This window comes from Microbispora sp. NBC_01389 (assembly GCF_045040095.1).
GTDB lineage: Bacteria > Actinomycetota > Actinomycetes > Streptosporangiales > Streptosporangiaceae > Microbispora.
Genome location: NZ_CP109552.1, coordinates 6,412,562 through 6,435,316 on the forward strand (window position 1 = coordinate 6,412,562; position 22,755 = coordinate 6,435,316).

At 72.7% G+C, this 22,755-nt stretch carries 16 protein-coding genes; 10 read left to right on the forward strand and 6 right to left on the reverse strand.

From position 1 onward, the window contains the following. Positions 1-81 precede the first annotated feature (81 nt). Positions 82-1,191: a lytic polysaccharide monooxygenase gene (locus OG344_RS28315; protein WP_405085696.1), complete on the reverse strand. Its 1,110-nt coding sequence runs from the start codon at positions 1,189-1,191 to the stop codon at positions 82-84. A 231-nt stretch (positions 1,192-1,422) separates the two neighbouring features. Beyond that, entirely contained in the window at positions 1,423-2,784 is a 1,362-nt protein-coding gene (locus OG344_RS28320; RefSeq protein ID WP_405085697.1) for a PrsW family intramembrane metalloprotease, read from the reverse strand. A gap of 141 nt (positions 2,785-2,925) precedes the next feature. Here OG344_RS28320 and OG344_RS28325 point away from each other — a divergent pair, with 141 nt between their 5' ends. Continuing rightward, complete coding sequence (locus OG344_RS28325) at positions 2,926-4,494, forward strand: N,N-dimethylformamidase beta subunit family domain-containing protein (protein ID WP_405085698.1); 1,569 nt, start codon at positions 2,926-2,928, stop codon at positions 4,492-4,494. A 20-nt stretch (positions 4,495-4,514) separates the two neighbouring features. Here the strand turns inward: OG344_RS28325 and OG344_RS28330 are convergent, their stop codons facing one another. Further along, positions 4,515-5,468 carry a heme o synthase gene (locus tag OG344_RS28330; RefSeq protein WP_405085699.1) on the reverse strand — a complete coding sequence of 318 codons (954 nt, stop codon included), beginning with the start codon at positions 5,466-5,468 and terminating at the stop codon, positions 4,515-4,517. 238 nt (positions 5,469-5,706) lie between these two features. Between OG344_RS28330 and tkt the strand changes: the two genes are divergently transcribed. The 7 genes from tkt to OG344_RS28365 all read left to right on the forward strand — a co-directional run bounded on the left by tkt (position 5,707) and on the right by OG344_RS28365 (position 15,495). Then, positions 5,707-7,809: a transketolase gene (tkt, locus tag OG344_RS28335; protein ID WP_405085700.1), complete on the forward strand. Its 2,103-nt coding sequence runs from the start codon at positions 5,707-5,709 to the stop codon at positions 7,807-7,809. Positions 7,810-7,819: 10 nt separating this feature from the next. Then, positions 7,820-8,923: a transaldolase gene (gene tal, locus OG344_RS28340; protein ID WP_327046303.1), complete on the forward strand. Its 1,104-nt coding sequence runs from the start codon at positions 7,820-7,822 to the stop codon at positions 8,921-8,923. A gap of 7 nt (positions 8,924-8,930) precedes the next feature. Further along, complete coding sequence (locus tag OG344_RS28345; protein ID WP_405085701.1) at positions 8,931-10,556, forward strand: glucose-6-phosphate isomerase; 1,626 nt, start codon at positions 8,931-8,933, stop codon at positions 10,554-10,556. 46 nt (positions 10,557-10,602) lie between these two features. Further along, positions 10,603-12,300: a glucose-6-phosphate dehydrogenase gene (zwf, locus tag OG344_RS28350; RefSeq protein WP_405085702.1), complete on the forward strand. Its 1,698-nt coding sequence runs from the start codon at positions 10,603-10,605 to the stop codon at positions 12,298-12,300. Next, positions 12,297-13,244, forward strand: a complete 948-nt coding sequence (locus OG344_RS28355; protein ID WP_405085703.1) for a glucose-6-phosphate dehydrogenase assembly protein OpcA — start codon at positions 12,297-12,299, stop codon at positions 13,242-13,244. The genes zwf and OG344_RS28355 overlap by 4 nt, the downstream gene beginning before the upstream one ends. Next, positions 13,241-14,020 carry a 6-phosphogluconolactonase gene (gene pgl, locus OG344_RS28360; protein WP_405085704.1) on the forward strand — a complete coding sequence of 260 codons (780 nt, stop codon included), beginning with the start codon at positions 13,241-13,243 and terminating at the stop codon, positions 14,018-14,020. Before OG344_RS28355 ends, pgl begins: the two co-directional genes overlap by 4 nt. Positions 14,021-14,226: 206 nt before the next feature. Beyond that, entirely contained in the window at positions 14,227-15,495 is a 1,269-nt protein-coding gene (locus OG344_RS28365) for an ROK family protein (RefSeq protein WP_405085705.1), read from the forward strand. A 12-nt stretch (positions 15,496-15,507) separates the two neighbouring features. Here OG344_RS28365 and OG344_RS28370 read toward each other — a convergent pair whose 3' ends face one another. From OG344_RS28370 to OG344_RS28380, 3 genes are all read right to left on the reverse strand, one after another. After that, on the reverse strand, positions 15,508-16,449 hold the full coding sequence (locus OG344_RS28370; RefSeq protein ID WP_405085706.1) for a hypothetical protein: 942 nt from the start codon (positions 16,447-16,449) through the stop codon (positions 15,508-15,510). Positions 16,450-16,505: 56 nt separating this feature from the next. Further along, the gene (locus OG344_RS28375; RefSeq protein WP_405085707.1) at positions 16,506-18,023 is read right to left on the reverse strand and encodes an SMP-30/gluconolactonase/LRE family protein; all 1,518 of its coding nucleotides are present in this window, start codon (positions 18,021-18,023) and stop codon (positions 16,506-16,508) included. A gap of 411 nt (positions 18,024-18,434) precedes the next feature. Continuing rightward, on the reverse strand, positions 18,435-19,499 hold the full coding sequence (locus OG344_RS28380; RefSeq protein ID WP_405085708.1) for a GNAT family N-acetyltransferase: 1,065 nt from the start codon (positions 19,497-19,499) through the stop codon (positions 18,435-18,437). A 195-nt stretch (positions 19,500-19,694) separates the two neighbouring features. Here OG344_RS28380 and OG344_RS28385 point away from each other — a divergent pair, with 195 nt between their 5' ends. Further along, complete coding sequence (locus OG344_RS28385; protein WP_405085709.1) at positions 19,695-21,092, forward strand: NAD(P)/FAD-dependent oxidoreductase; 1,398 nt, start codon at positions 19,695-19,697, stop codon at positions 21,090-21,092. A gap of 56 nt (positions 21,093-21,148) precedes the next feature. Then, positions 21,149-22,753, forward strand: a complete 1,605-nt coding sequence (locus OG344_RS28390) for an amidohydrolase (RefSeq protein ID WP_405085710.1) — start codon at positions 21,149-21,151, stop codon at positions 22,751-22,753. The last annotated feature ends 2 nt before the right edge of the window (positions 22,754-22,755 follow it).

Sequence of the window (22,755 nt, forward strand, 5' to 3'; positions counted from 1 at the left end):
CGCGCGACGCCGGGGAGGCCGTCACGGCGGCCTCCCCGGCGTCTCCCGCGAATCCGGATTCAGTTCACCGTCGCGCGCCGCTCAGCCGCAGCTGATGTCGCTGATCGCCGGCACCGCCGACCCGGAGCCGAGGAACCCGGCCGTGGCCGAGGAACCCGGGGCCAGCGAGTTGTTGTAGTCCGGCGCGTGGATCATCGCGAACGGCCCGCTCTGCATCGAGGTCCCGTTCCACGCCTGGGTGACCGTCGCGCCGTTCGACAGCTGCCACTGGATGTACCAGCCGTTCAGCGGCGTCGTGCCGGTGTTCTTGATCGTGGCCTCGCCCTGGAAGCCGCCCGGCCAGGTGTTGGTCAGCTTCACCGTGGCGGTGCAGGACGGGTTCCCGGTCGTCGGGGACGCCGAGGGGCTCCGGCTGGGCGTGACGCTCGGGGTGGCGCTGGGCTTGGCGCTCGGGCTGGCACTGGGGCTGGGACTGGCACTGGGGGACGCGCTCGGCGACGGGTTGCCGCCGACGAAGTCCACGTCCGAGCAGCCGTAGAAGGTCTCCTGGCTGTCGGACCGGTACCAGACGGCGTAGATGATGTGCCGGCCGCTCTTGTTGGGCAGCTTGCCCGAGAAGCGATAGGCGCCGTTGGTGACCGCGGGCTCGGGGTCGGCCGTGAGGAACGGCTGTTCCTCCATGTCCGCCCAGGTGAGCGGCTTGGTCGGGTTGTAGCCGTCCTTGGTGACGTAGAGCTTGAAGCCGCCGGGGTGGGGCACCCAGGCGCCGTAGACGAAATCGTACGTCGCGCCGGCCCTGAGCGTGGTGGTCGGCCAGTCGGTCCTGGCCGCGTCGTAGGCGGCGTACTTGCTGAAACCGCCGCTGCACAGCTGGCCGTCCGGGATGAAGCCCCGGGTGCGGCCGCCGCCGTCGGAGCGGAGCACGCCGTACCAGTCGTAGAGGGGCTGGGTGCCGCCGGCCGCCACCGCGTCCTTGCAGGCGGCGTTCTTGGGAATGATCTGGCCGCCGGTCAGTCCGTCGGTGTAGCAGGCGTAGGTGCGGCTGGCGGGGGCCTGCAGGGCGCCGTGGGCCTCGGCGGCGGTCTGGGTCACTATCGCGACGACGCCGGCGAGCAGGGCCGCCACCGCGGCGAAGACGACGAGGTTGCGCCTGGATCTCAATCGCGGAGTTCGCAGGGGCAGGAATCTCACAGGGGTTCTCCTCTGATGGGCGGGCGCGCCTCCGGTGCGGAAGGGTCGCGCCGTCTTGGGCTGTCGTACGAGAAGAACGCGTGCGGCATCGCCGCACGCCCTCCTGAGCCCACCCATCAGTGGCCACCGCGCACAGTGATTGAAACACGCGCGAGGCGCCCGGGCCAACCTCGACCGGCGAATCCACCGATCACCCGGCCCGATCACGCGGGCCCGATCAGACAGGCCCAATCAGGCAGGCGGAGGGCCGTACCCGCCGGGACCGGGCGGCGGCGGCTGCCCGTAACCGGCGGGAGGGAGCCCGCTGGGGGGAGGACCACCGGGAGCGTGGCCGCCGGGGGAGACACCCCCGGGACCGGGCGGGCCGTACCAGGGCGGCACGGCGGGGCCGCCCGGCCGTCGCCCCGGCGGGGGCGCGCCGGGGGCGTACCCGGGAGGCGGCACCCCGCGCGCCGCGTCCGCCTGGTGGCGCTCCGGCAGCGGGAACGACATCCGGGCGTAGGCCATCAGGTCCGCCAGCGACCGCTGCTGGGCGCGGAAGGTCTCCTCGTCGACCCCTCCCCTGGCCGCGCGGGCGTGCAGCAGCCCGAGCTCGGTCGAGGCGAGCTGATAGTCGATCATGGCTCGCGCCCCGGCCCGGCCGCCGAGGGCCTTGGCCCAGGCCCGGGCGTGCCGCCGGCGGCGCAGCGACGACAGCATGAAGATGTCGGCCTGGTTGATCAGCCCGTTGCGCTCGTACGGCGGCAGGTAGTGCTGGATCAGCCCGACGATCCGCCGCCTGTCCCGGAAGATCACGATGAGCTCGACCACGAGCAGCAGCATCAGCAGCAGGTAGGCGACGGCCAGCCCGCCGAGCCCGCCGAAGGTGGCCAGGCCGTTCCACAGGCCGTGCAGGAGCATCGCGCCGATCCAGCCGACGACGATCACGATGACGCCCACCGCGCCCCGGCGCTGGGCGGCGTACGCGACCGCGATGCCGATCAGCGAGGTGAACAGCGGATGGGCGAACGGCGAGAGCACGGCCCGCAGCACGAGCGTGGCGGCGAGCCCCTGGGCGCCGTTCTCCTGCAGCGCGGCGATGTAGTAGCTGACGTTCTCGGACATGGCGAAGCCCAGCCCGACCATGCTCGCGTAGATGATTCCGTCGGTCGGGCCGTCGAGCTCGTGCCGGCGGAACCAGAGCAGCCCGAGCAGCACCAGGCCCTTCGCCGTCTCCTCGACCGGCGGCGCGCCGAAGGTGGCGACCAGGTTCCGCGCGTTTCCGACGTCGCCGAGCTGGTGGGCGACGTAGACGAGGTTGAGCGAGTTCAGCAGCCCGGCGAGCAGCACGGCGATGCCGGCGCCCCAGGCGAACGCGAAGACCAGGTTGCTGCGCGGCTCGGGTTCCATGCGGTCCAGCGCGAGCACGCCCGCGAGCAGCAGCGGCACCGGCGCCACCGCGAGCCCGAGCGCGATGAAGAACTGGACCGGGTCGCCGTTGATGATGTCGAAGGAGAACGACACCAGGGCGCAGATCCCGGCGATGACCAGGCCCGCGATCAGACCGACGGACGGGCGTTCCTTCAGGACGGCGCGAGGGTCGAGGCCTGCCACTTTGCGACTGTAACCGAACACGGCCGCTGCGGTCCCCCTCCGGTCCCAGGAGATCCCAAAGATCCCGCGCCGGGAAGTATCCCGCATGTCGAACCGGAGGATCGGCGAAGTCACCCGGAACCCACGGCACAATAATCGATCGTGAACGTCGCACCACGCGGCGGGCTCGGGCGGCGCGGCTTCCTGCGCGTCGCGGCCGCGGCGGCCGCCGGGTCGGTCGCCGGCTCGGTCGCCGCCTGCGAGCCCGCCGTACAGCTCAGGGGGTCGGGGCAGGCCACGCCCTCGGGAACCGCCGCCTCGCCCGGATCGTCCCGCACGCCCGCACCGGAACGGCTCCTGGCCGGCGATCCGGACTGGCGGATTCGCCGGACCGGCCCCGACGAGGCGATCGAGGGCTACTGCGACCGCGCGAGCGTGCCGCCCGGCGAGACCTTCGGGCTGCACGTGTCCACGACCGGGGACCGCTTCCGGGTCACCGCCTACCGGATGGGCTGGTACGGCGGCGCCCTGGCCCGCCGGGTGTGGCGCTCGGCGTGGGCGCGCGGCCGTGACCAGGGCCGCGGCAGGGGAGCGGCAGGGGACACCCGCACCGTGCGGGCCGGCTGGCGGCGGAGCATGACGGTGCCGACCGAGGGCTGGCCCGAGGGGGTCTACCTGCTGCGCCTCGACTCCGAGCGCGGCCACCAGCGGTACGTGCCCCTGGTCGTGCGCTCGGCCTCCGGAGCCGGCCGTACGGTGCTCGTCCACGCGACCCCGACCTGGCAGGCCTACAACCGGTGGGGCGGCTACAGCCTCTACTACGGGGAGGACGGCAGGTACGAGAGCCGGTCGCTCGCGGTCAGCTTCGACCGGCCGTACGACCGGACCGGGATGGAGAAGTTCCTGGTCCACGAACGGCCGGTGGTGGCGCTGGCGGAACGGCTCGGCCTGCCCCTGGCCTACACGACGCACGGCGACCTGGAGGACGGCCACGACGTGCTGTCCGGCGCCTCCGCCGTGATCTTCCTCGGCCACGACGAGTACTGGACGCCCGGGGTCCGCCGCTCCGTGGCCGGGGCCCGCGACGCGGGCGTCAACCTCGCCTTCCTGGGCGCGAACACGTGCTACCGCCGCGTGCGACTGGAGGACGACGGCCGGACGGTGGTCTGCTACAAGACCGCGGTGGACCTCGACCCGCTGGTCCGCAGGCACCCGTCGCTCGCGACCACCGACTTCCGGGCGGCGCCGAAGCCCGACCCCGAGTCGTCGCTCGTCGGGGTCTACTACGACGGTTATCCGGTCGACGCGCCCTTCGTCGTACACGAGCCTGGTCATTGGATCTTCGCCGGCACCGGCGCGCGCCGCGGTGACGCCTTTCCCCACCTGGTGGGGGTGGAGTACGACCGGGTGAACACCGACGTGCCGACGCCGAGGCCGCTGCAGATCCTCGCCCACTCGCCGGTCACCTGCGTGGGACGGCCCAGCTTCGCCGACGCGGCCTACTACACGGCGCCGGGCGGGGCCGGGGTGTTCGCCTCCGGGACCATGCGGTGGGCCGAGACGCTCATGGCGGGCACCCGGGACCTGCCCCGGGCGCACGGCATCGGCGCGCGCACGCGGGCCTTCGTCACGACCGCGACGACCAACGTGCTGAAGGGCTTCGCCGAGGGCCCGGCGGGTGATCGCACGCCCGCGCCCGACGACAACGTGCGGAGGACCTACCGCCGCTGATCCCGCCCAGACGACCCGGATCAGACGAGCAGCGAGTCGATCGCGACGGCGAGGAACAGCAGCGCCAGGTAGATGTTCGACCAGTGGAAGAACCGCATCGGCCGCAGGTCGACGCCGGTCTTGCCGGCGTTCACCCGGCCCAGCAGGCGGTGGACCTCCACCAGGCAGACCACGCCGAGCACGAGCGCGACGGCGGGGTAGAACAGGGAGGTGCCGGCGACCGGCCACAGCAGCAGCGAGCACAGCACGGTGGCCCAGGTGTAGGCGACGACCTGCCCCACCACCCGGCGCTCGGTGGCCACCACCGGGAGCATCGGCACCTCGGCCGCCGCGTAGTCCTCGCGGTAGCGCATGGCGAGGGTCCAGGTGTGCGGCGGCGTCCAGAAGAACACCACGCCGAACAGCACGACCGGCGCCCACGACAGCCCGCCGGTGATGCCGGCCCAGCCGATCAGCACCGGCATGCACCCGGCGATGCCGCCCCACACGATGTTCTGTGACGTACGCCTCTTCAGCACCAGCGAGTAGACGAAGACGTAGAACAGGATCGCGCCCAGCGACAGAGCGGCGGCCAGCGCGTTCACCGTGAGGGCGAGGCCGAGGGTGGACAACGTGCCGAGAATCACACCGAAGACCAGCGCGCCCGCCGGGGAGACGTCGTGCTTGGCGAGCGGCCGCCTGCGGGTCCGCCGCATCGTGCGGTCGATGTCCCGGTCGATGTAGCAGTTCAGCACGTTCGCGCTGCCCGCGGAGAGCGTGCCGAAGACCATCGTCGCGGTGGCCGTCCACAGGTCGGGCAGCCCGCGCGCCGCGAGGAACATGACCGGCAGGGTCGTGATCAGCAGCAGTTCGATGATCCGCGGCTTGGTGAGCGCCACGTAGGCCTTCACGAGCGCCCCGGCGGAGCGGGGAGCCGTGGCCGTCGCGGTCGGCCCGAGGGGGGCCACCGCCTGCTTGTTCGTCAGGACCGTCAAGGCGCTTCCAACACGTGCGAGGTCAACGCGTAACCTTCTGATTAGGGCGGATCTCCGGGCAGCGGCCGGCACTTGAGCATTCACTGTAGTCGCCGGAGTGGGTGGTCCCCGAACCGGGGGCGAAGTCGCGGGCGCGTACCGGAGGTGCCTACCAAACGGTATTACTGCCGACCCGTTAGGGTCCCCTGTGGGCGGGAAATGCCAGAACCGGCGCGAAAACTATGAGGGGATCGAGCAGTTGAGCAGCGCAAGCCTTGAGTGGAGTGACCTTGACCGGCAGTCGGTCGACGTCGTACGTGCCCTTGCGATGGACGCCGTGGAGAAGGCGGGATCGGGTCACCCCGGCACCGCGATGAGCCTCGCCCCCGCCGCCTACCTTCTCTTCCAGCGGGTCCTGCGGCACGACCCCTCGGATCCCAAGTGGGCGGGACGTGACAGATTCGTCCTTTCCTGTGGGCATTCGAGCCTGACGCTTTACATCCAGCTCTACCTGTCCGGCTATGGCCTGACCCTCGACGACCTGAAGTCGCTGCGCCAGTGGGGCAGCCTCACCCCGGGTCACCCGGAGTACGGCCACACCCTCGGTGTGGAGACCACGACCGGCCCGCTCGGCCAGGGCGTCGGCAACGCGGTCGGCATGGCCATGGCCGCCCGCCGCGAGCGCGGCCTGTTCGATCCCGACGCGGCCGAGGGCGCCTCGCCGTTCGACCACATGATCTGGTGCTTCGCCTCGGAGGGCGACCTCGAGGAGGGCATCAGCCACGAGGTCAGCGCGCTCGCCGGCCACCAGAAGCTCGGCAACCTCGCCGTCGTCTTCGACTCCAACCACATCTCCATCGAGGACGACACCCAGATCGCCCTCTCCGAGGACATCGCCAAGCGCTACGAGGCGTACGGCTGGCACGTCCTGGAGGTCGACTGGACCGCCACCGGGGAGTACCAGGAGGACGTCCAGGCGCTGTACGCGGCGATGGAGGCGGCCCGCGCGGAGACCGAGCGGCCCACGTTCATCAAGCTCCGCACGGTCATCGGCTGGCCGGCGCCGAACAAGCAGAACACCGGCAAGATCCACGGCTCGGCCCTGGGCGCCGAGGAGGTCGCCGCGACCAAGCGCGTCCTCGGCATGGACCCGGAGAAGAGCTTCGACGTCCCCGGCGAGGTGCTGGACCACGCCCGCGAGGTCGTCCAGCGTGGCCGGGCGCTGCGCGCCGAGTGGAACGAGGGCTACCAGGCCTGGCGTTCGGCCAACCCGGAGCGGGCGGAGCTGTTCGACCGCATCTCCGGCCGCAAGCTGCCCGAGGGCTGGGACAAGGCGCTGCCGACGTTCGAGATCGGCTCGCAGGTGGCCACCCGCAAGGCGTCCGGCGAGGTGCTGAGCGCGCTCGCGCCGGTGCTGCCGGAGCTGTGGGGCGGCTCGGCCGACCTGGCGGAGTCCAACAACACCACGATGAAGGGCGAGCCGTCCTTCATCCCGGACGAGTACCAGACCAAGGAGTTCCCCGGCGACAGGTACGGCCGGACGCTCCACTTCGGCATCCGCGAGCACGGCATGGGCGCGATCCTCAACGGCATCGCGCTGCACAACGGCACCCGCCCGTACGGCGGCACGTTCCTGGTGTTCAGCGACTACATGCGCCCGTCGGTGCGGCTCGCCGCGCTGATGAAGCTGCCGGTGACCTACGTCTGGACGCACGACTCGATCGGCCTCGGCGAGGACGGCCCGACCCACCAGCCGATCGAGCACCTGTGGGCGCTGCGCGCGATCCCCGGCCTCGACGTCGTCCGCCCGGCGGACGCCAACGAGACGGCGGCCGCCTGGAAGGCCGTGCTGGAGCACGACGACCGGCCGGCGGGCCTCGCCCTGACCCGGCAGAACGTCCCGACCCTGGAGGGTGCCGGCGACGCCGACGCCGTCGCCAGGGGCGGCTACGTGCTGCAGGACGCGTCGAACGGCCAGCCGGCCGTAGTGATCATCGGCACCGGCAGCGAGGTCCAGCTCGCCGTCGAGGCCCGCACGATCCTGGAGTCGCAGGGCATCCCGACCCGCGTCGTCTCGATGCCGTGCGTCGAGTGGTTCCAGGAGCAGGACCCGGCCTACAAGCAGACCGTGCTGCCCCCCGCCGTGCGCGCCAGGGTCGCCGTCGAGGCGGGAATCCCGCTCGGCTGGCGCGAGTTCGTGGGTGACGCGGGCGAGGTCCTCGGTCTCGATCACTTCGGCGCCTCCGCGCCGTACAAGACGATCTACGAGCAGTTCGGCCTCACCGCCGACCGCGTCGTCGCCGCCGCCAAGGCCAGCCTGGCCAAGACGGGCGCCGACAAGGGCGAGACGACCGGAAACTGAGGGACGAAGGATGAATGAGAACCTGAAGCGGCTGTCCGACGCCGGAGTCTCCATCTGGCTCGACGACATCAGCCGGGAGCGGCTGCGTTCCGGCAACCTCTCCACCCTGATCCGCGACAAGAACGTGACCGGGGTCACCTCCAACCCCACGATCTTCGCCTCCGCGCTCAGCAAGGGCGACGCGTACGACGCGCAACTGCGCGACCTCGCCACGCGCGGGGTGACGGTCGAGGAGGCCGTACGCGCGATCACCACGTTCGACATCCGCTGGGCGGCCGACGTGCTGCGGCCGGTCTTCGACGCCACCCGCGGCGTCGACGGCCGCGTGTCGATCGAGGTGGACCCGCGCCTGGCCCGCCGGACCGACGCGACCATCGCCGAGGCCCGCGCGCTGTGGTGGATGGTCGACCGGCCGAACGTGCACATCAAGATCCCCGCGACGGTCGAGGGCCTGCCGGCGATCACCCAGGCCATCGCCGAGGGCATCAGCGTCAACGTCACGCTGATCTTCTCGCTGGAGCGCTACCGCCAGGTGCTCGACGCCTGGCTGAGCGGGCTGGAGAAGGCGAAGGCCAACGGCCTCGACCTGGCCACGATCGAGTCGGTCGCGTCGTTCTTCGTCAGCCGGGTGGACACCGAGATCGACTCCCGCCTCGACAAGATCGGCACGCCGGAGGCCGCCGAGCTGAAGGGCCGGGCCGCGGTGGCCAACGCCCGCCTGGCCTACGCGGCGTACGAGGAGGTCGTGAACTCCCCGCGCTGGCAGACGCTGCACGCGGCGGGCGCGCACCCGCAGCGTCCCCTGTGGGCGTCCACGGGCGTGAAGAACCCCGATCTCCCCGACACCCTGTACGTCGAGCAACTGGTCACCGCGGGAGTGGTGAACACGATGCCCGAGAAGACGCTGGACGCCTCGGCCGACCACGGCCGGATCTCCGGCGACACCATCCGCCCCTTCTACCAGCAGGCGTGGGATGTCATGGCCTCGCTCAAGCAGGCCGGCATCGACTACGACGACGTGGTCCGCGCGCTGGAGGAGGAGGGCCTCGAGAAGTTCGAGACGTCCTGGGGCGAGCTGCTGGAGACCGTCGACGGCGAGCTGCGGAAGGCCTGATCTTCATATGACTATCGAGGTGACCCTCGGCGACGAGGCGGACGCCGTCGGCGCTGTCAGGGACAAGCTCGTGGCCGAGGGGGTGCCCGCGGCTCTCGCCGCGGGCGACCCCGCCCTCTGGGGGCCGCAGGCGCAGCCCGAGGCCGCGATCCGGCTGGGCTGGCTCGGCCTGCCGACCACGAGCCGGGAGCTGCTGCCGCAGATCGCGACGCTGGTGGAGCGGGCCCGCGCCGCGGGCCTGGACCACGTCGTGCTCGCCGGGATGGGCGGCTCCTCCCTCGCCCCCGAGGTGATCTGCGCCACCGAGGACGTCCCGCTGACCGTCCTCGACACCACCGACCCGCACCAGGTGCGGCGGGCGCTCGCCGACCGGCTCGACCGCACGATCCTCGTGGTGTCGAGCAAGAGCGGCGGCACGGTCGAGACCGACAGCCACCGGCGCGTCTACGAGCAGGCGTTCCGCGACGCGGGCATCGACCCGGCCGAGCGGATCGTGGTCGTCACCGACCCGGGCTCGCCGCTGGAGCGGGCGGCGGGCGAGGCCGGCTACCCGGTGGTCCTCGCCGACCCGAACGTCGGCGGCCGCTACAGCGCGCTCACCGCGTTCGGCCTGGTGCCGAGCGCCCTGGCGGGCGCGGACGTGGCGAAGCTGCTCGACGACGCCGCCGCCGTCGCGCCGCTGCTCGCCCAGGACGAGGGCAACCCCGGCCTCGACCTCGGCGCGCTGCTCGGCGCGCAGGCCCTGCGCGGGCGCGACAAGCTGATCCTGCGGGACGCGATGTCCGACATCATCGGCCTGCCCGACTGGATCGAGCAGCTCATCGCCGAGTCGACCGGCAAGGAGGGCAAGGGCGTCCTGCCCGTCGTCGGCGCCGAGGCGGCCGAGGCCGACGACCAGTTCCTCGTCTCGATCGGCCCCGACAGCGGCACGACCGTCGACGGACCGCTCGGCGCGCAGTTCCTGGTCTGGGAGTACGCCACGGCGGTCGCGGGCCGGGTGCTCGGGATCAACCCGTTCGACCAGCCGAACGTCGCCGAGTCGAAGGAGAACACGACCCGGCTCCTGGAGGAGGCCGGAGGCGGCCCCCTGCCGACCGGCACCCCGATGCTCACCGACGGCCCGGTCGAGGTGTACGGCGACGTGCCCGGCGACCTGAAGAATCTCGCCGACGTCCTCACCTGGCTGCTGCGTTCGATCCCCGAGCGCGGCTACCTGGCGATCATGGCCTACCTCGACCGCGAGGCGGCGTTCGACGCGGCGGTCGTCGGCGAGGCGTCCTTCGAGCAGATGACCGAGACGTGGGCCGGCGCCGACGTCGCCACCCTCCGGGCGCTGCTCGACTACCGGACCGACCACGCCGTCACATTCGGCTGGGGGCCGCGCTTCCTGCACTCGACCGGCCAGTACCACAAGGGCGGGCCGTCGGAAGGGGTGTTCCTCCAGGTCACCGGGGCTGTCACCGACGACGTCGAGGTGCCGGGCAAGCCGTACACGCTGGGCAGGCTCCAGCTCGCGCAGGCGCTGGGCGACCTGGGGGCCCTGACCTCCCGGGGCAGGCCGGCCGTGCGGCTGCACCTGACCGACCGCGTCGCCGGAGTCAGGCACCTGCTCTCCGTGGCCGAGGAGCTCTGACCATGCGATGCGTTACCGGCGACGGGCCCGTCCCCCCGGAGGAGACATGACGGAGCACCAGGAGCCCCGGGCCGACGAGGACCGCGCGGCGCCGGGCCAGGCGAAAGCCGACGAGCAGGCCCCGGCTGCCGAGCAGGTCCACGACGTGGCGCTGCCGGTGGCGGAGCACGCGGCGGTGACCGCCGCGCAGGCCGCCACCACCACCGCCACGACCGACCTGACCACGGAGGTCAACCCGCTGCGCGACCCGCGCGACCGGCGGCTGCCGCGGGTCGCCGGGCCCTGCGTGCTGGTGCTGTTCGGCGTCACCGGGGACCTCGCCAAGCGCAAGCTGCTGCCGGCGATCTACGACCTGGGCAACCGGGGGCTGCTGCCCCCGGGCTTCTCCCTGGTCGGCTTCGCCCGCCGCGACTGGGCGCACGAGGACTTCGCGCAGGTCACGTACGAGGCGGTCAAGGAGCACGCGCGGACGCCGTTCCGCGAGGAGGTCTGGAAGCAGCTCAGCGAGGGCATCCACTTCTGCCCCGGAACCTTCGACGACGACGGCGCGTTCGACGTGCTCTCCATGATGCTCAAGGAGATCGACGAGACCCGGGGCACCGGCGGCAACTACGCCTTCTACCTGTCGGTGCCGCCGAAGTTCTTCCCGGTCGTCGTCGAGCAGCTCAAGCGGACCAACCTCGCCAAGGCCCCCGACGGGTCCTGGCGCCGGGTGGTCATCGAGAAGCCGTTCGGGCACGACCTGAAGAGCGCCCGGGAGCTCAACGAGATCACCAGCGCGGTGTTCCCGGAGAGCTCGGTCTTCCGGATCGACCACTACCTCGGCAAGGAGACCGTCCAGAACATCCTGGCGCTCCGGTTCGCCAACACGTTGTACGAGCCGATCTGGAACCGCGGCTACGTCGACCACGTGCAGATCACGATGGCCGAGGACATCGGCATCGGCGGCCGGGCCGGCTACTACGACGGCATCGGCGCGGCCCGCGACGTGATCCAGAACCACCTGCTGCAACTCCTGGCCCTCGTCGCGATGGAGGACCCCACGTCCTTCGACGCCGACTCCCTCCGCCGGGAGAAGGAGAAGGTGCTGCGGGCGGTCAGGCTGCCCGCCGACCTGTCCACCGGCACGGCCCGCGGCCAGTACGACGGCGGGTGGCAGGGCGGTGAACCGGTCGTCGGCTATCTGGAGGAGCAGGGCATCTCGCCCGACTCCACCACCGAGACGTACGCCGCGGTGAAGCTGGAGGTGGCCAACCGCCGATGGGCGGGGGTGCCGTTCTACCTGCGCACCGGCAAGCGGCTCAGCCGCCGGATGACCGAGGTGGCGGTGGTCTTCCAGCGGGCGCCGCACCTGCCGTTCAGCCAGGACGACACCGAGATACTCGGCCACAACGCGCTGGTCATCCGGGTGCAGCCGGACGAGGGCATCACCGTGCGCTTCGGCTCGAAGGTGCCCGGCACGGCGATGGAGGTCAGGGACGTCAACATGGACTTCGCCTACGGCGAGTCGTTCATGGAGTCGTCCCCCGAGGCGTACGAGCGGCTGCTGCTCGACGTGCTCATCGGCGACCCGCCGCTGTTCCCGCACCAGCGGGAGGTGGAGCTGTCCTGGAGCATCCTCGACCCGATCGAGGAGTTCTGGGCCTCCCAGGGCAGGCCGGAGGGGTACGAGTCGGGCTCCTGGGGTCCCGCCTCGGCCGACGCGATGCTCGCCAGGGACGGACGCGCCTGGAGGCGGCTGTGACGACGTTCAACCTGACCGAGACGACCGCGTCGAAGATCTCTTCGACGCTGACCCGGCTGCGGCACCAGATGGGCGCGCCCGCCGTCGGCATGGTGCTCACGCTCGTCGTGGTGGTCGACGAGGCCGGGCAGTACGACGCCCTTCGCGCGGCCACCGACGCGGCGCGCGAGCACCCCTCGCGCATCCTGATCGTGATCAACCGTGACTCGGCCGAGCCCAACCGGCTCGACGCCGAGATCCGGGTCGGCGAGTCGGCGCCGGGCGAGGTCGTGCTGCTGCGCCTGTACGGCGAGCTGACCGAGCACGGCGACTCGGTGATCATGCCGCTGCTGCTCACCGACACGCCGGTGGTGGCCTGGTGGCCGGGCGGCTGTCCCGAGGTTCCCGCGAAGGACGCCATCGGGCACCTGGCCAACCGCCGGATCACCGACGCCAAGTCGGCCCAGGACACCGTGGCCGCCGTCGCCGCCCGGGACGCCAGCTACGTCCCGGGCGACACGGACCTCGCCTGGACCCGGCTGACGCCGTGGCGGAGCCTCCTGGCCGCCGCCTTCGACCAGCCGGTCGGGAAGATCGAAAGAGGCGTCGTGGAGGCCTCGCCGGGCAACCCCAGCGCGCCGCTGCTGGCGGCCTGGCTCTGCGACCGCCTGGAGGCGCCGATCGAGGTCGCCGACTCCGGCGGCCCGGGGCTGACCGGGGTACGGCTGGTGATCGAGGGCGGCGGCGAGATGACGGTGAGCCGGAGCGACGCCCGGCTCGCCACGCTGTCGCGGCCGGGCCACCCGGACCGCAGGGTCGCCCTCGCCCGCCGCCCGACCTCGGAGCTGCTCGCCGAGGAGTTGCGCCGGCTCGACCCGGACGACATCTACGCCGCCACGATCCGCCGCCTGGCCCAGACGAACGAGCAGGCGGATCCTCAGGCGAAGAAGGGCAGGCGGTCGTGACCGCCGTCCCCGGGGTCGTCGTCCACCGCGACGCCGATGTGCTGGCCCAGGCCGTGTCCGCCCGCCTCGTCACGAGGCTGGTGGACACGCAGGCCGCCCGCGGCTCGGCGCACCTGGTGCTCACCGGCGGCACCGTCGGGATCGCGACGCTCGCGGCGCTCGCGGCCACGGCCGCGCACGACGCGATCGACTGGCGGGCGCTCGACATCTGGTGGGGGGACGAGCGGTTCCTGCCGACCGGCCACCCGGAGCGCAACGAGACGGGGGCGCGGCAGGCGCTGCTCGACCACGTGGACGTGGACCCGGAGCGGGTGCACGTCATGCCCGGCCCCGACTCGGGGATGACCGCCGAGGAGGCGGCCGACGCGTACGCGGTGGAGCTCGCCAAGGCGGCCAGGCCGGAGGACCACGGGCCGGTGCCGTCGTTCGACGTGCTGCTGCTGGGGATGGGACCGGACGGCCACGTCGCCTCGCTGTTCCCGGACAGACCCGCGGTGTACGAGGAGGAGCGCTCGGTGGTGGCCGTGCACGGCTCCCCCAAGCCGCCGCCGACCCGGCTGTCGCTGACGTTCCCCGCGCTCAGGGCCGCCAGGGAGACCTGGGTCGTGGTGGCCGGCGGGGACAAGGCGCAGGCCGTCCACCTCGCCCTGTCCGGCGCGGGGCCGTTCCAGGTGCCGGCGGCCGGGGCGCGCGGGCGGCAGCGCACGCTGTTCCTGCTCGACCGCGCCGCCGCCGCCAAGATCCCCCCCGGCCTCGGCCGGATCGCCTCACCCTGAATCCCGGTCCGCGAAAGGACGGCCGGGCCGGGCACCACGCCCGCCCGGCCGTTCCGTTTCGCGGTCACCCACAAGCCGGGGGCCCGCTGCGCCGCCTCGCGGGATGTTCCTGAGCGGGACCCCGGTTGATAATCTCGCGGGGTGGCGGGGTTCGGTGAGGTCGGCATGACGGGCGCGTCCGCCCTGCGTGAAGGCGGCATACGGCGATGACGGCTCCCAGTCCACAGGGTCCGCACGGCTCGCAGGGTCCGCACGGCTCGCAGGGTCCGCCGACGCCGAGAGGCGGCCGGACCCAGGAGGAGATCCGCCGCGGCAACCTCGGCGCCCTGCTGCGGCACGTCCACCTGAACGGCCCGGTCTCCCGTTCCGCGCTCGCCGGGCGGATGGGCCTGAACCGCAGCACGATCATGGCGCTGACCGCCGAGCTCACCGCCGCGGGCCTGGTCCGCGAGGAGCTTCCCGCCGACACCCGCCGGGCGGGCCGGCCGTCGCTGGTGGTGCGGCCCGAGTCGGGCCGGGTGTACGTCCTGGCCTTCGACGTCCGGGTGGACCGGCTGGTCGCCGCCAGAGTGGGGCTCGGCGGGGTCATCCTCGACCGCAGGGAGGCGGTGCGGCGGCGGCGCGCCGACGCCGACCTCGACGACGTGGTCGGCGTGCTGGCGGAGTTCGGCCGGGAACTGCGGCGCGAGGCCGATCCGGGCTCGGTGTGCGCCGGCGTCGGCGCGGCCTACTGCGGCATGATCCGGCCTGCCGACGGGACGGTCCGGTACGGGCCCTACATGGGCTGGGTCGACCAGGCGTTCGGCGACGAACTCGCGGCCGGGCTCGGGCTGCCGGTCTCGGTGGGCAACGAGGCCCACCTGGGCGCGCTGGCCGAGCACGAGCGCGGAGCCGGCGTGGGCTTCGACAACCTCGTCTACCTGCACGGCGACGTCGGGGTGGGCGGCGGGATCATCGTCGGCGGCAGGCTGCTCGGCGGTGACGGCGGCTACGGCTGCGAGCTGGGGCATATGGTGATAAATCCGTACGACGGGCGGCCCTGCATGTGCGGCTCGCGCGGCTGCCTGGAGGCGGAGGTCGGCGAGCACGCCCTGATCGACGCCGCCGGCCGGTCCGGCGAGCTCACCGGCCGCGAGGGGGTGCGGGCCGTGGTGGCGGCGGCCGGGCACGGCGACGAGGCGGCCGCGGAGGCGCTGAGACGGATCGGCGACTGGCTGGGCATCGGGGTGGCCAACCTGATCAATCTCTTCAACCCCGGCCTGGTGATCTTCGGTGGCATGCTCAGGGACGTGTACCCCGGCTCGGCGGAGCATGTCCGCCGCCGGGTGGAGGCCAACGTGCTGCTCATCTCGCGCGAGCGGGTGCGGCTGCGCGTCTCGGCCCTCGGGGACGACGCGACGCTGATCGGCGCCGCCGAGCTGGCCTTCTCCCCCCTCATGGCAGGCCCGCTGGAGGCGCTCGCCCACCTGCGATGACCCCGGGCCGACTCAGTCCCCGGCGGACCGTGCGGCGTCGAGGGCATCGCGTGCCTCGCCGGCGCGGCTGCGGGCCGAGCGGGCGGCGCGTTCCGCGCCCGCCTCCTCACGCCGGGCGACGTCGAGCCGGTGGGAGGCGGCGTCCAGCTTGTCCTTGGCCTTGGCGAGCTTGGCCGTCAGCGTCTCCACCTTCTCCACGCGCCGCTCGTGCTCGCGTACGGCGTCGGCGCGCTCGGCCGCCCAGCCGGCGCGGCTCCGCTCCGCCTCGGCCGCCGCCTCCTCGGCGTCGGCGAGCGCGCGTCCGAGATCTTCCAGCCGTCGCTCGCGTTCCGCCTTCCCGCGCCACCGTTCCGCCTCCCGCCGTTCCGTGGCCCGGCGCTTCGTCTCCGCCTCCCGGCTCTCACCCGCACTGCCGGTCTTCCCGGCCGCCTTCGCGGCGGCAGGCGCTTTCACCCCGGCCCGGGGCGCCGGGCGTACGACGGGGGCCGGGGTGAAGCCGCTGTGGCTGAGGGGGCGGGTCAGCCTGCCCAGGCGCACCCGCTCGGCCGCCTCCTCGTCCACCACGGCCGCGTCGAGGGTCTGTTCGATCTCCAGGTCGGCCCCCGGAGCCAGCGGACGCCCGGCCGCCTCGGCGTTCTCCCGTACGGACCGGACGGCGCGGGCGACGAGCCGGGTGCGTTCGCGACCGGCGTCCGCGAGCGCCTCGGCGTCCTGGGTCCGCCACGCCTCGCGCAGCCGCCGTCCGAGGTCGAGCAGCGGATCGAGCAGCCCCTCCCGCCGGGCGGCCTGGTTGACCGCCCAGGCGACGACGGCCGGCCGGCGCAGCGCCTTGATCTGCTTGGCCAGCGCGGCGTCGCCGGCGGCCCTCGTCTCCTTGGCCAGTGCGTCCCGGGCCGTGGTGAACTCCTCCGGCACTATGCCGTAGAGCCGGTCCGCCGCCTCGTCGAGGTCCACGGACCAGCTCTACCTCAGTTCCGCCCGGCTTTCAAAGGTGTCACCTCCGGTGGGCGTCAGTACGGCCAGCCGGGAACGTTCAGCCGGACGCGGTAGAGGCCGAAGTTTCCGGTGTTCCCGCCGCGGGAGGGCGTGCCCGAGGTGATGTACAGCGTCTGGCCGTCGGGGCCGCCGAAGGCGAGGTTGGTGGTGTTCTGCCCGGCGGAAATGGTGCCGAGCTGCACGCCGGACGGCGCGTACACGTGGACCTTGCCGTCGTTGAAGGAGGCCTGGTAGAGGTTGCCGGCGCAGTCGATGGTCACGCCGTCCGAACCGTTCAGGGACGCGAAGTCGGCGCGGGTGCCGACGCTGCCGTCGGAGTTGACGGGCCACTTGTAGATCTTGCCCGTGCCGTTGCCGCCGACGTAGAGCGTCTTGCCGTCGGGAGAGAGCGCGATGCCGTTCGGCTCCCGGATGGTGTCGTCGATCAGCGAGACGACGCCGTTCTTGACCCGGTACACACCGGTGCGGCCGGACATTTGGTCGGACCGGTTGGCGCGCTGGAAGTCGGGGTCGGTGAAGTAGACGGTGCCGTCTGCGCCGACGGTGAGGTCGTTCGGCGAGTTGAAGGCGCGGCCCTGGTAGTTGGAGGCGACCACCCCCCGCGTCCGGTCGGACAGGCGGAAGGAGGAGACGCTGCGCTGGTCGTGCGTGGCGGCCAGCAGCGTGGCGCCGTCCCGGCTGAGGGCGAGGCCGTTGCTGCCGGAGCCGGAGATGAAGGTCTGGAAGGTGTTCGGCTCGGTGAACCGCAGCACGTCCGAGGGCTGGACGTTCTCCGACCCGGTGCCGTCACGCATGAGCGACAGCAGCAGGGTCTGGCTGGCGGAGTCCCAGACCGGGCCTTCCAGGAAGTTGAACCCGTCCCGGATCTTGGTGGCGGTCACCGACGACGACGGCAGCGGGTTGGGATAGGTCGCGCCCGGCGTGCACGGCCCGACGCCGGGACGCGGCGTGCCCGTCGTGGGGGTGACGGTCGGCGTCGGCGTGGGGCTCGGAGACGGTGTCGGGGTCGGTGTCGGGGTCGGGGTCGGAGACGGTGTCGGCGTCGGCGTCGGCGTCGGCGAAGGGGTCGGAGAGGGGCTGACCGTGGGCGTGGGTGTCGGGCTGAGGGTCACGGGGCCGCCGCACATGGCGCCGTTGAGCCAGAAGGTGGTGGGAACCGGGTTGGCGCCGGTGATGGTCGCCGTGAATCCCATGCCACTGGCAGTGCCGTTGGTGGGGATGGAGCCGTTGTAGGACAGGCTGGTGGCGGTCACGCGCGTGCCGGACTGCGTCCAGGTGGCGTTCCAGCCGGACGCGATCTTCTGCCCGGAGTTGGGGAAGTCGAACTCCAGCTTCCAGTTGCCGACCGGGTCGCCGAGGTTGGTGATCGCCACGTCGCCCTGGAAGCCGCCGCCCCATTGGCTGACGATCGTGTAGGTCACCTTGCATCCGGCGGCGGCCGCGGCCGGCATCGTCACCGTCGCGACTCCACCGGCGGCGACCAGCGCGGCGGCGAGCCCCGTGGCCGCGACGGTGGCGAGACTTCGTCTCATCTGGAAGTCCTTTCGGGAACGACGACGGGCGGCTGCCGCCGCGTGTCAGAGTGCCGTCCCGAAATTAGGTCACTGGGCAGGCGGTCGCGATCGGCCGCCCGGTGCGGCGTTCGCCCTGTGAGACGCGGTGTCGTCGTCCGCGTCGCGGCGGCCGGTCAGGCGCCGCGCCGCCGGCCGCCTCGGCCTGGGTGAACGCGACCGCCGGCCCCTCCGGCGAGCCGATCGGCGGCCGGAGGGAGCCCAGGCCACGGCGCTGAAACGTTCAGCCCGCGCCGAGCGCGCGGGAGCGTCGTGAGCGGCCCGGCGCGGCCCCCGGAAGCGGCTGATCCGCCGTACGCCCGGCGATGGCGGCGACCGTCCTGGTCCGGTGCCCTGAGCAACACCGGACCAGGAGGACCACCCGCGAAAGCGTCAGCTCGGGGATGCCGTCGCCATCACGCCCACGGCGATCCGCCCCTCCATCACACCGGGGTCCTCGGTGTGGGTGAGCGACGCGCCGAGGGAGCTCAGCAGTCTGCGCAGGCGCATGTTGTCGAACAGCAGGGTGACTCGCACCTCGGCGAAGCCGAGGTCCCGCGCCTGGGTGAGGAGCATGCGGGCGAGCGTGCCGCCGAGGCCTCGCCCCTGCCAGCGGTCCTCCACCAGCAGCGCGATCTCGGCGATGCCCGGGTCCGCGGTGAACAGCAGGCTCGCGAGGGCCACCACCTGCCCGTCGTGCCCGGCGACGAGCGACTGCCCGCGGGCCCGGTCGCACAGCCGGTCGAGCATGCGCGGCGGCAGGTTGGGGTTCGAGGTGAAGTAGCGGAACCGGCGCGTCTCGGGCGAGCAGCGTTCGTGCAGGTCGCGCAGCGCCTCGCGGTACAACGGGGTCAACGGCTTGACCTGCACCTCCGCGCCGTCGGCCAGGCGCACCGGCCCCTCGGCCGCGGACGGCTCGGCCGGCGGCTGCGCCAGCCGCACCATCGCGGCGGCGCGGGCCGCCTCCGTCAGGGTGAACGGGAGCCCGGCGCGGCGCAGCCGGATCGACCGGCGCGGCGCCACGGGCACCACCAGCAGCGTGGGGTCGGGAAGCTCCGGCGTCTCCCCCTCGTTCCGGTCGCCGGGGCGCGCCGTAGCCGCGCCGTACACCCAGCGGGCGTCGTCGGCGCGCAGCAGTTCGCCCAGGATCTCCGGCAGGCGCCAGGACGCCGACCGCAGCCGGGCGGAGAGCAGCAGCGTACGGGTCGGCTCGTCGGTCAGTTCGTGCGCGGTGGCGGGTACGATCCGCACGCGCCGCCCACCGGCCGCCTCCAGCGCCTCGCGCACGGCCTCGGGGGACGCCGGGATCTCCGTGACGAACTCGTCGACCGTGCCGTCCGTGTCGGGCTGCACCGAGAGTCCGAATATGTTGCCGCCCTTGTCGGCCAGGGCGGCCGTCAGCGACGCCAGCCGTCCCGGCCGCTCGTCCACAGTGGTCCGGATCCGGAAGAACCCCATCGGTGCCACTCCCTTCGTTGCGCTGACCTTCAGCCTGCCGGAGCGCTGTTACACGCTTGCTACACGGCGGTGAGCCGAGCGTTTCCGTTCGGTATGGCACGTTAAGACCATGGTTATCCGCATGACTCTTCCCCGTATGCCACGACATCCGTCGCCGAATAGCGACAAGAGAACGGATATAGCAGGATGTGTCGCATGAGCGCTCCCCTGTCTCCTGGCTTCGTCAACGGTGAGGTGTCCTTCTGGTACCGGTCGTCCGGGGTCCCGGCGCCCGGCGAGCGCCTGGACGGCGACACGCGGGCCGACGTGGCCGTGGTCGGCGCGGGCTACACCGGCCTGTGGACCGCCTACTACCTGAAGAAGGCCGCTCCCTCGCTGCGGGTCGTCGTGCTGGAGAAGGAGTTCGCCGGTTTCGGGGCGTCGGGACGCAACGGGGGCTGGCTGACCGGCGCGCTGGCGGGCTCGCCCGAGCGGTACGCGAAGACCCACGGCGCGGACGGCGCCCGGCGGCTGCAGCGCGCGATGTTCGAGTCGATCGACGAGGTGATCCGGGTCGCGGGCGAGGAGGGCATCGACGCCGACATCGTCAAGGGCGGCCTGCTCACCGTCGCGCGGGGCACGGCGCAGGCGCTGCGGTTGCGCGAGGAACTGGCCGGTCAGCGCGAGTGGGGCTGGGGTCCCGAGGACGTCCGGCTGCTGTCCGGCGACGAGATGAACGATCGGCTCCGGGTCGCGGGCGCGGTCGCCGCGACCTGGACCCCCCACTGCGCCCGGATCCAGCCGGCCACGCTCGCCCGCGGGCTGGCCGCGGCCGTCCGGAACCTCGGTGTGGAGGTCTATGAGGGCACCCCGGTGACCGCGATCGCGCCTGGGCGGGCGGTCACGCCGTACGGCACGGTGTGGGCGGACCACGTGCTGCGCTGCACCGAGGGATTCACCGCCGGCATCGACGGCCACCACCGCGACTGGCTGCCGATGAACAGCTCCCTGATCGTCACCGAGCCGCTGCCGCCGGAGGTCTGGGACGAGATCGGCTGGCGGGGCCGCGAACTGCTCGGCGACATGGCGCACTACTACATGTACGCCCAGCGGACCGCCGACGATCGCATCGCCTTCGGCGGGCGGGGCAGGCCGTACCTCTACGGATCGCGGATCGACGAGCGCGGGCACACCCACGCCTTGACCGTGGACGCCCTGTGGGACTTGCTGGTCGCGTTCTTCCCCGCCGTCGCGGGCTCGCGGGTGGCGCACGCCTGGTCGGGCGTGCTCGGCGTGCCGCGCGACTGGTGCTCGGCCGTCCACCTGGACCCGGCGACCGGCCTCGGCTGGGCCGGCGGCTACACGGGCCACGGCGTGACCACCACGAACCTCGCCGGGCGCACGCTGCGCGACCTCGTGCTGCGCCGCGACACGGGCCTCACCCGGATGCCGTGGGTGGACCGGCGGGTGCGCGCCTGGGAGCCCGAGCCGCTGCGCTGGCTCGGCGTCCACTCGATGTACCGTCTCTACCGGCTCGCCGACGCCCGCGAGAGCGCGGGCATGACCAGGACGTCCGTGCTGGCCCGGATCGCCGACAGGATCACCGGCCACTGACCGCGTCCCGCCCGTACGGCTGTGCAACAGTCACCAGAAAGAAGGACACGACACCCGTGAGTTCCACCCTCCTCTTCCGCGGCGGCCGCGCCTTCACCACCGGCGGCTTCGCCGAGGCGGTGCTCGTCCGCGACGGCGTCATCGCCGCCGTCGGCGCCGAGGCCGACCTCGTACGGCTGGCTCCGGACGCCGAGCCGGTCGACCTCGGCGGCGGCCTGCTGACGCCGGGGTTCGTCGACGCCCACATCCACCCGGTGCAGGCCGGGCTGGAGCGAGCCAAGTGCGACCTGTCCGAGGTGTACGGCCTCGACGCCTACAAAGCCGAGATCGCCGCCTATGCTGCGAGAAATCAGGATAAGGAGTGGATCGACGGCGGCGGCTGGGACATGGCCGCCTTCCCGGGCGGCCTTCCCCACCGGTCCCAGCTTGACTTCCTCGACCGGCCGGCCTACTTCGTCCAGCGCGACCACCACGCGGCGTGGGTCAACACCCGGGCCCTGGAGCTCGCCGGGATCACCGCGGACACCCCCGACCCCGCCGACGGCCGCATCGAGCGCGACCCCGACGGCACGCCGAGCGGCGTGCTGCACGAGGGCGCGATGGACCTCGTCGGCCTGCTCACCCCCCGCCCGACCCCGGCCGACGTCGAGGCCGCCCTGATGGACGCGCAGGCCCATTTGTTCTCCCTCGGCATCACCGGCTGGCAGGACGCCATCGTCGGCTCGTACGCCGGGTCGGACGACCAGCTGCCCGCCTACCTGTCCGCGGCCGCCTCCGGGCGGCTGAAGGCGCGGGTGGTCGGCGCCCTGTGGTGGGACCGCGCCCGGGGGGCCGAGCAGATCCCCGGCCTGGTCGAGCGGCGGGCCATGGCCGAGGGCCTGGACCGGTTCCGGGCGACCTCCGTGAAGATCATGCAGGACGGCATCCCGGAGAACTTCACCGCCGCCGTCATCGAGCCCTATTGCCGCTGCGGCGGAACCGGCCTGTCGTACGTCGACCCCGCCCTGCTCGGCGGGTACGTCAAGGAACTGGACGCCCAGGGCTTCCAGGTGCACTTCCACGCCATCGGCGAGCGGGCCGTACGGGAGGCGCTCGACGCGCTGACCGGCACCGACCCCGCGAACCGCCACCACATCGCGCACGTGCAGATCATCACGCCGCGGGACGTGCCGCGTTTCGCCGAGATCGGCGTGGCGGCCAACCTCCAGCCGCTGTGGGCGACCCACCACCTGCAGATGGACGAGCTGTGCATCCCCTACCTGGGCGAGGAGCGGGCGTCCTGGCAGTACCCCTTCGCCGACCTCGTACGGCACGGCACCCGCATCGCCGGGGGCTCCGACTGGCCCGTCTCCTCGGCCAACCCGCTGGAGGCGATGCACGTGGCGGTCAACCGCACCGAGCCGGGCGGCTCGGTCCACGCGACGTACCCCACCGCGCAGACGCCATTCCTGCCGGAGCAGAGCCTAGGCCTGCGGACGGTCATGACCGCCTACACCGAGGGATCGGCCTGGATCAACCGCTCCCCCGCCGGTGTGATCGAGGCGGGCCGCCCGGCCGACCTCGTCGTCCTCGACCGCGACCCCTTCGCCCTCGATCCGAAGGACATCTGGACGACCAAGGTCGTCATGACCTTCCTCGACGGCGAACAGGTGCACGGCTGACC

Bases quoted from the DNA above. Each gene is read 5' to 3' on its own strand.
- OG344_RS28365 (WP_405085705.1), top strand. From the start codon at position 14,227: ATGACGGCTCCCAGTCCACAGGGTCCGCACGGCTCGCAGGGTCCGCAC.
- zwf (WP_405085702.1), top strand. From the start codon at position 10,603: ATGACGGAGCACCAGGAGCCCCGGGCCGACGAGGACCGCGCGGCGCCG.
- tal (WP_327046303.1), top strand. From the start codon at position 7,820: ATGAATGAGAACCTGAAGCGGCTGTCCGACGCCGGAGTCTCCATCTGG.
- OG344_RS28375 (WP_405085707.1), bottom strand. From the start codon at position 18,023: ATGAGACGAAGTCTCGCCACCGTCGCGGCCACGGGGCTCGCCGCCGCG.
- OG344_RS28345 (WP_405085701.1), top strand. From the start codon at position 8,931: ATGACTATCGAGGTGACCCTCGGCGACGAGGCGGACGCCGTCGGCGCT.
- OG344_RS28385 (WP_405085709.1), top strand. From the start codon at position 19,695: ATGAGCGCTCCCCTGTCTCCTGGCTTCGTCAACGGTGAGGTGTCCTTC.
- OG344_RS28380 (WP_405085708.1), bottom strand. From the start codon at position 19,499: ATGGGGTTCTTCCGGATCCGGACCACTGTGGACGAGCGGCCGGGACGG.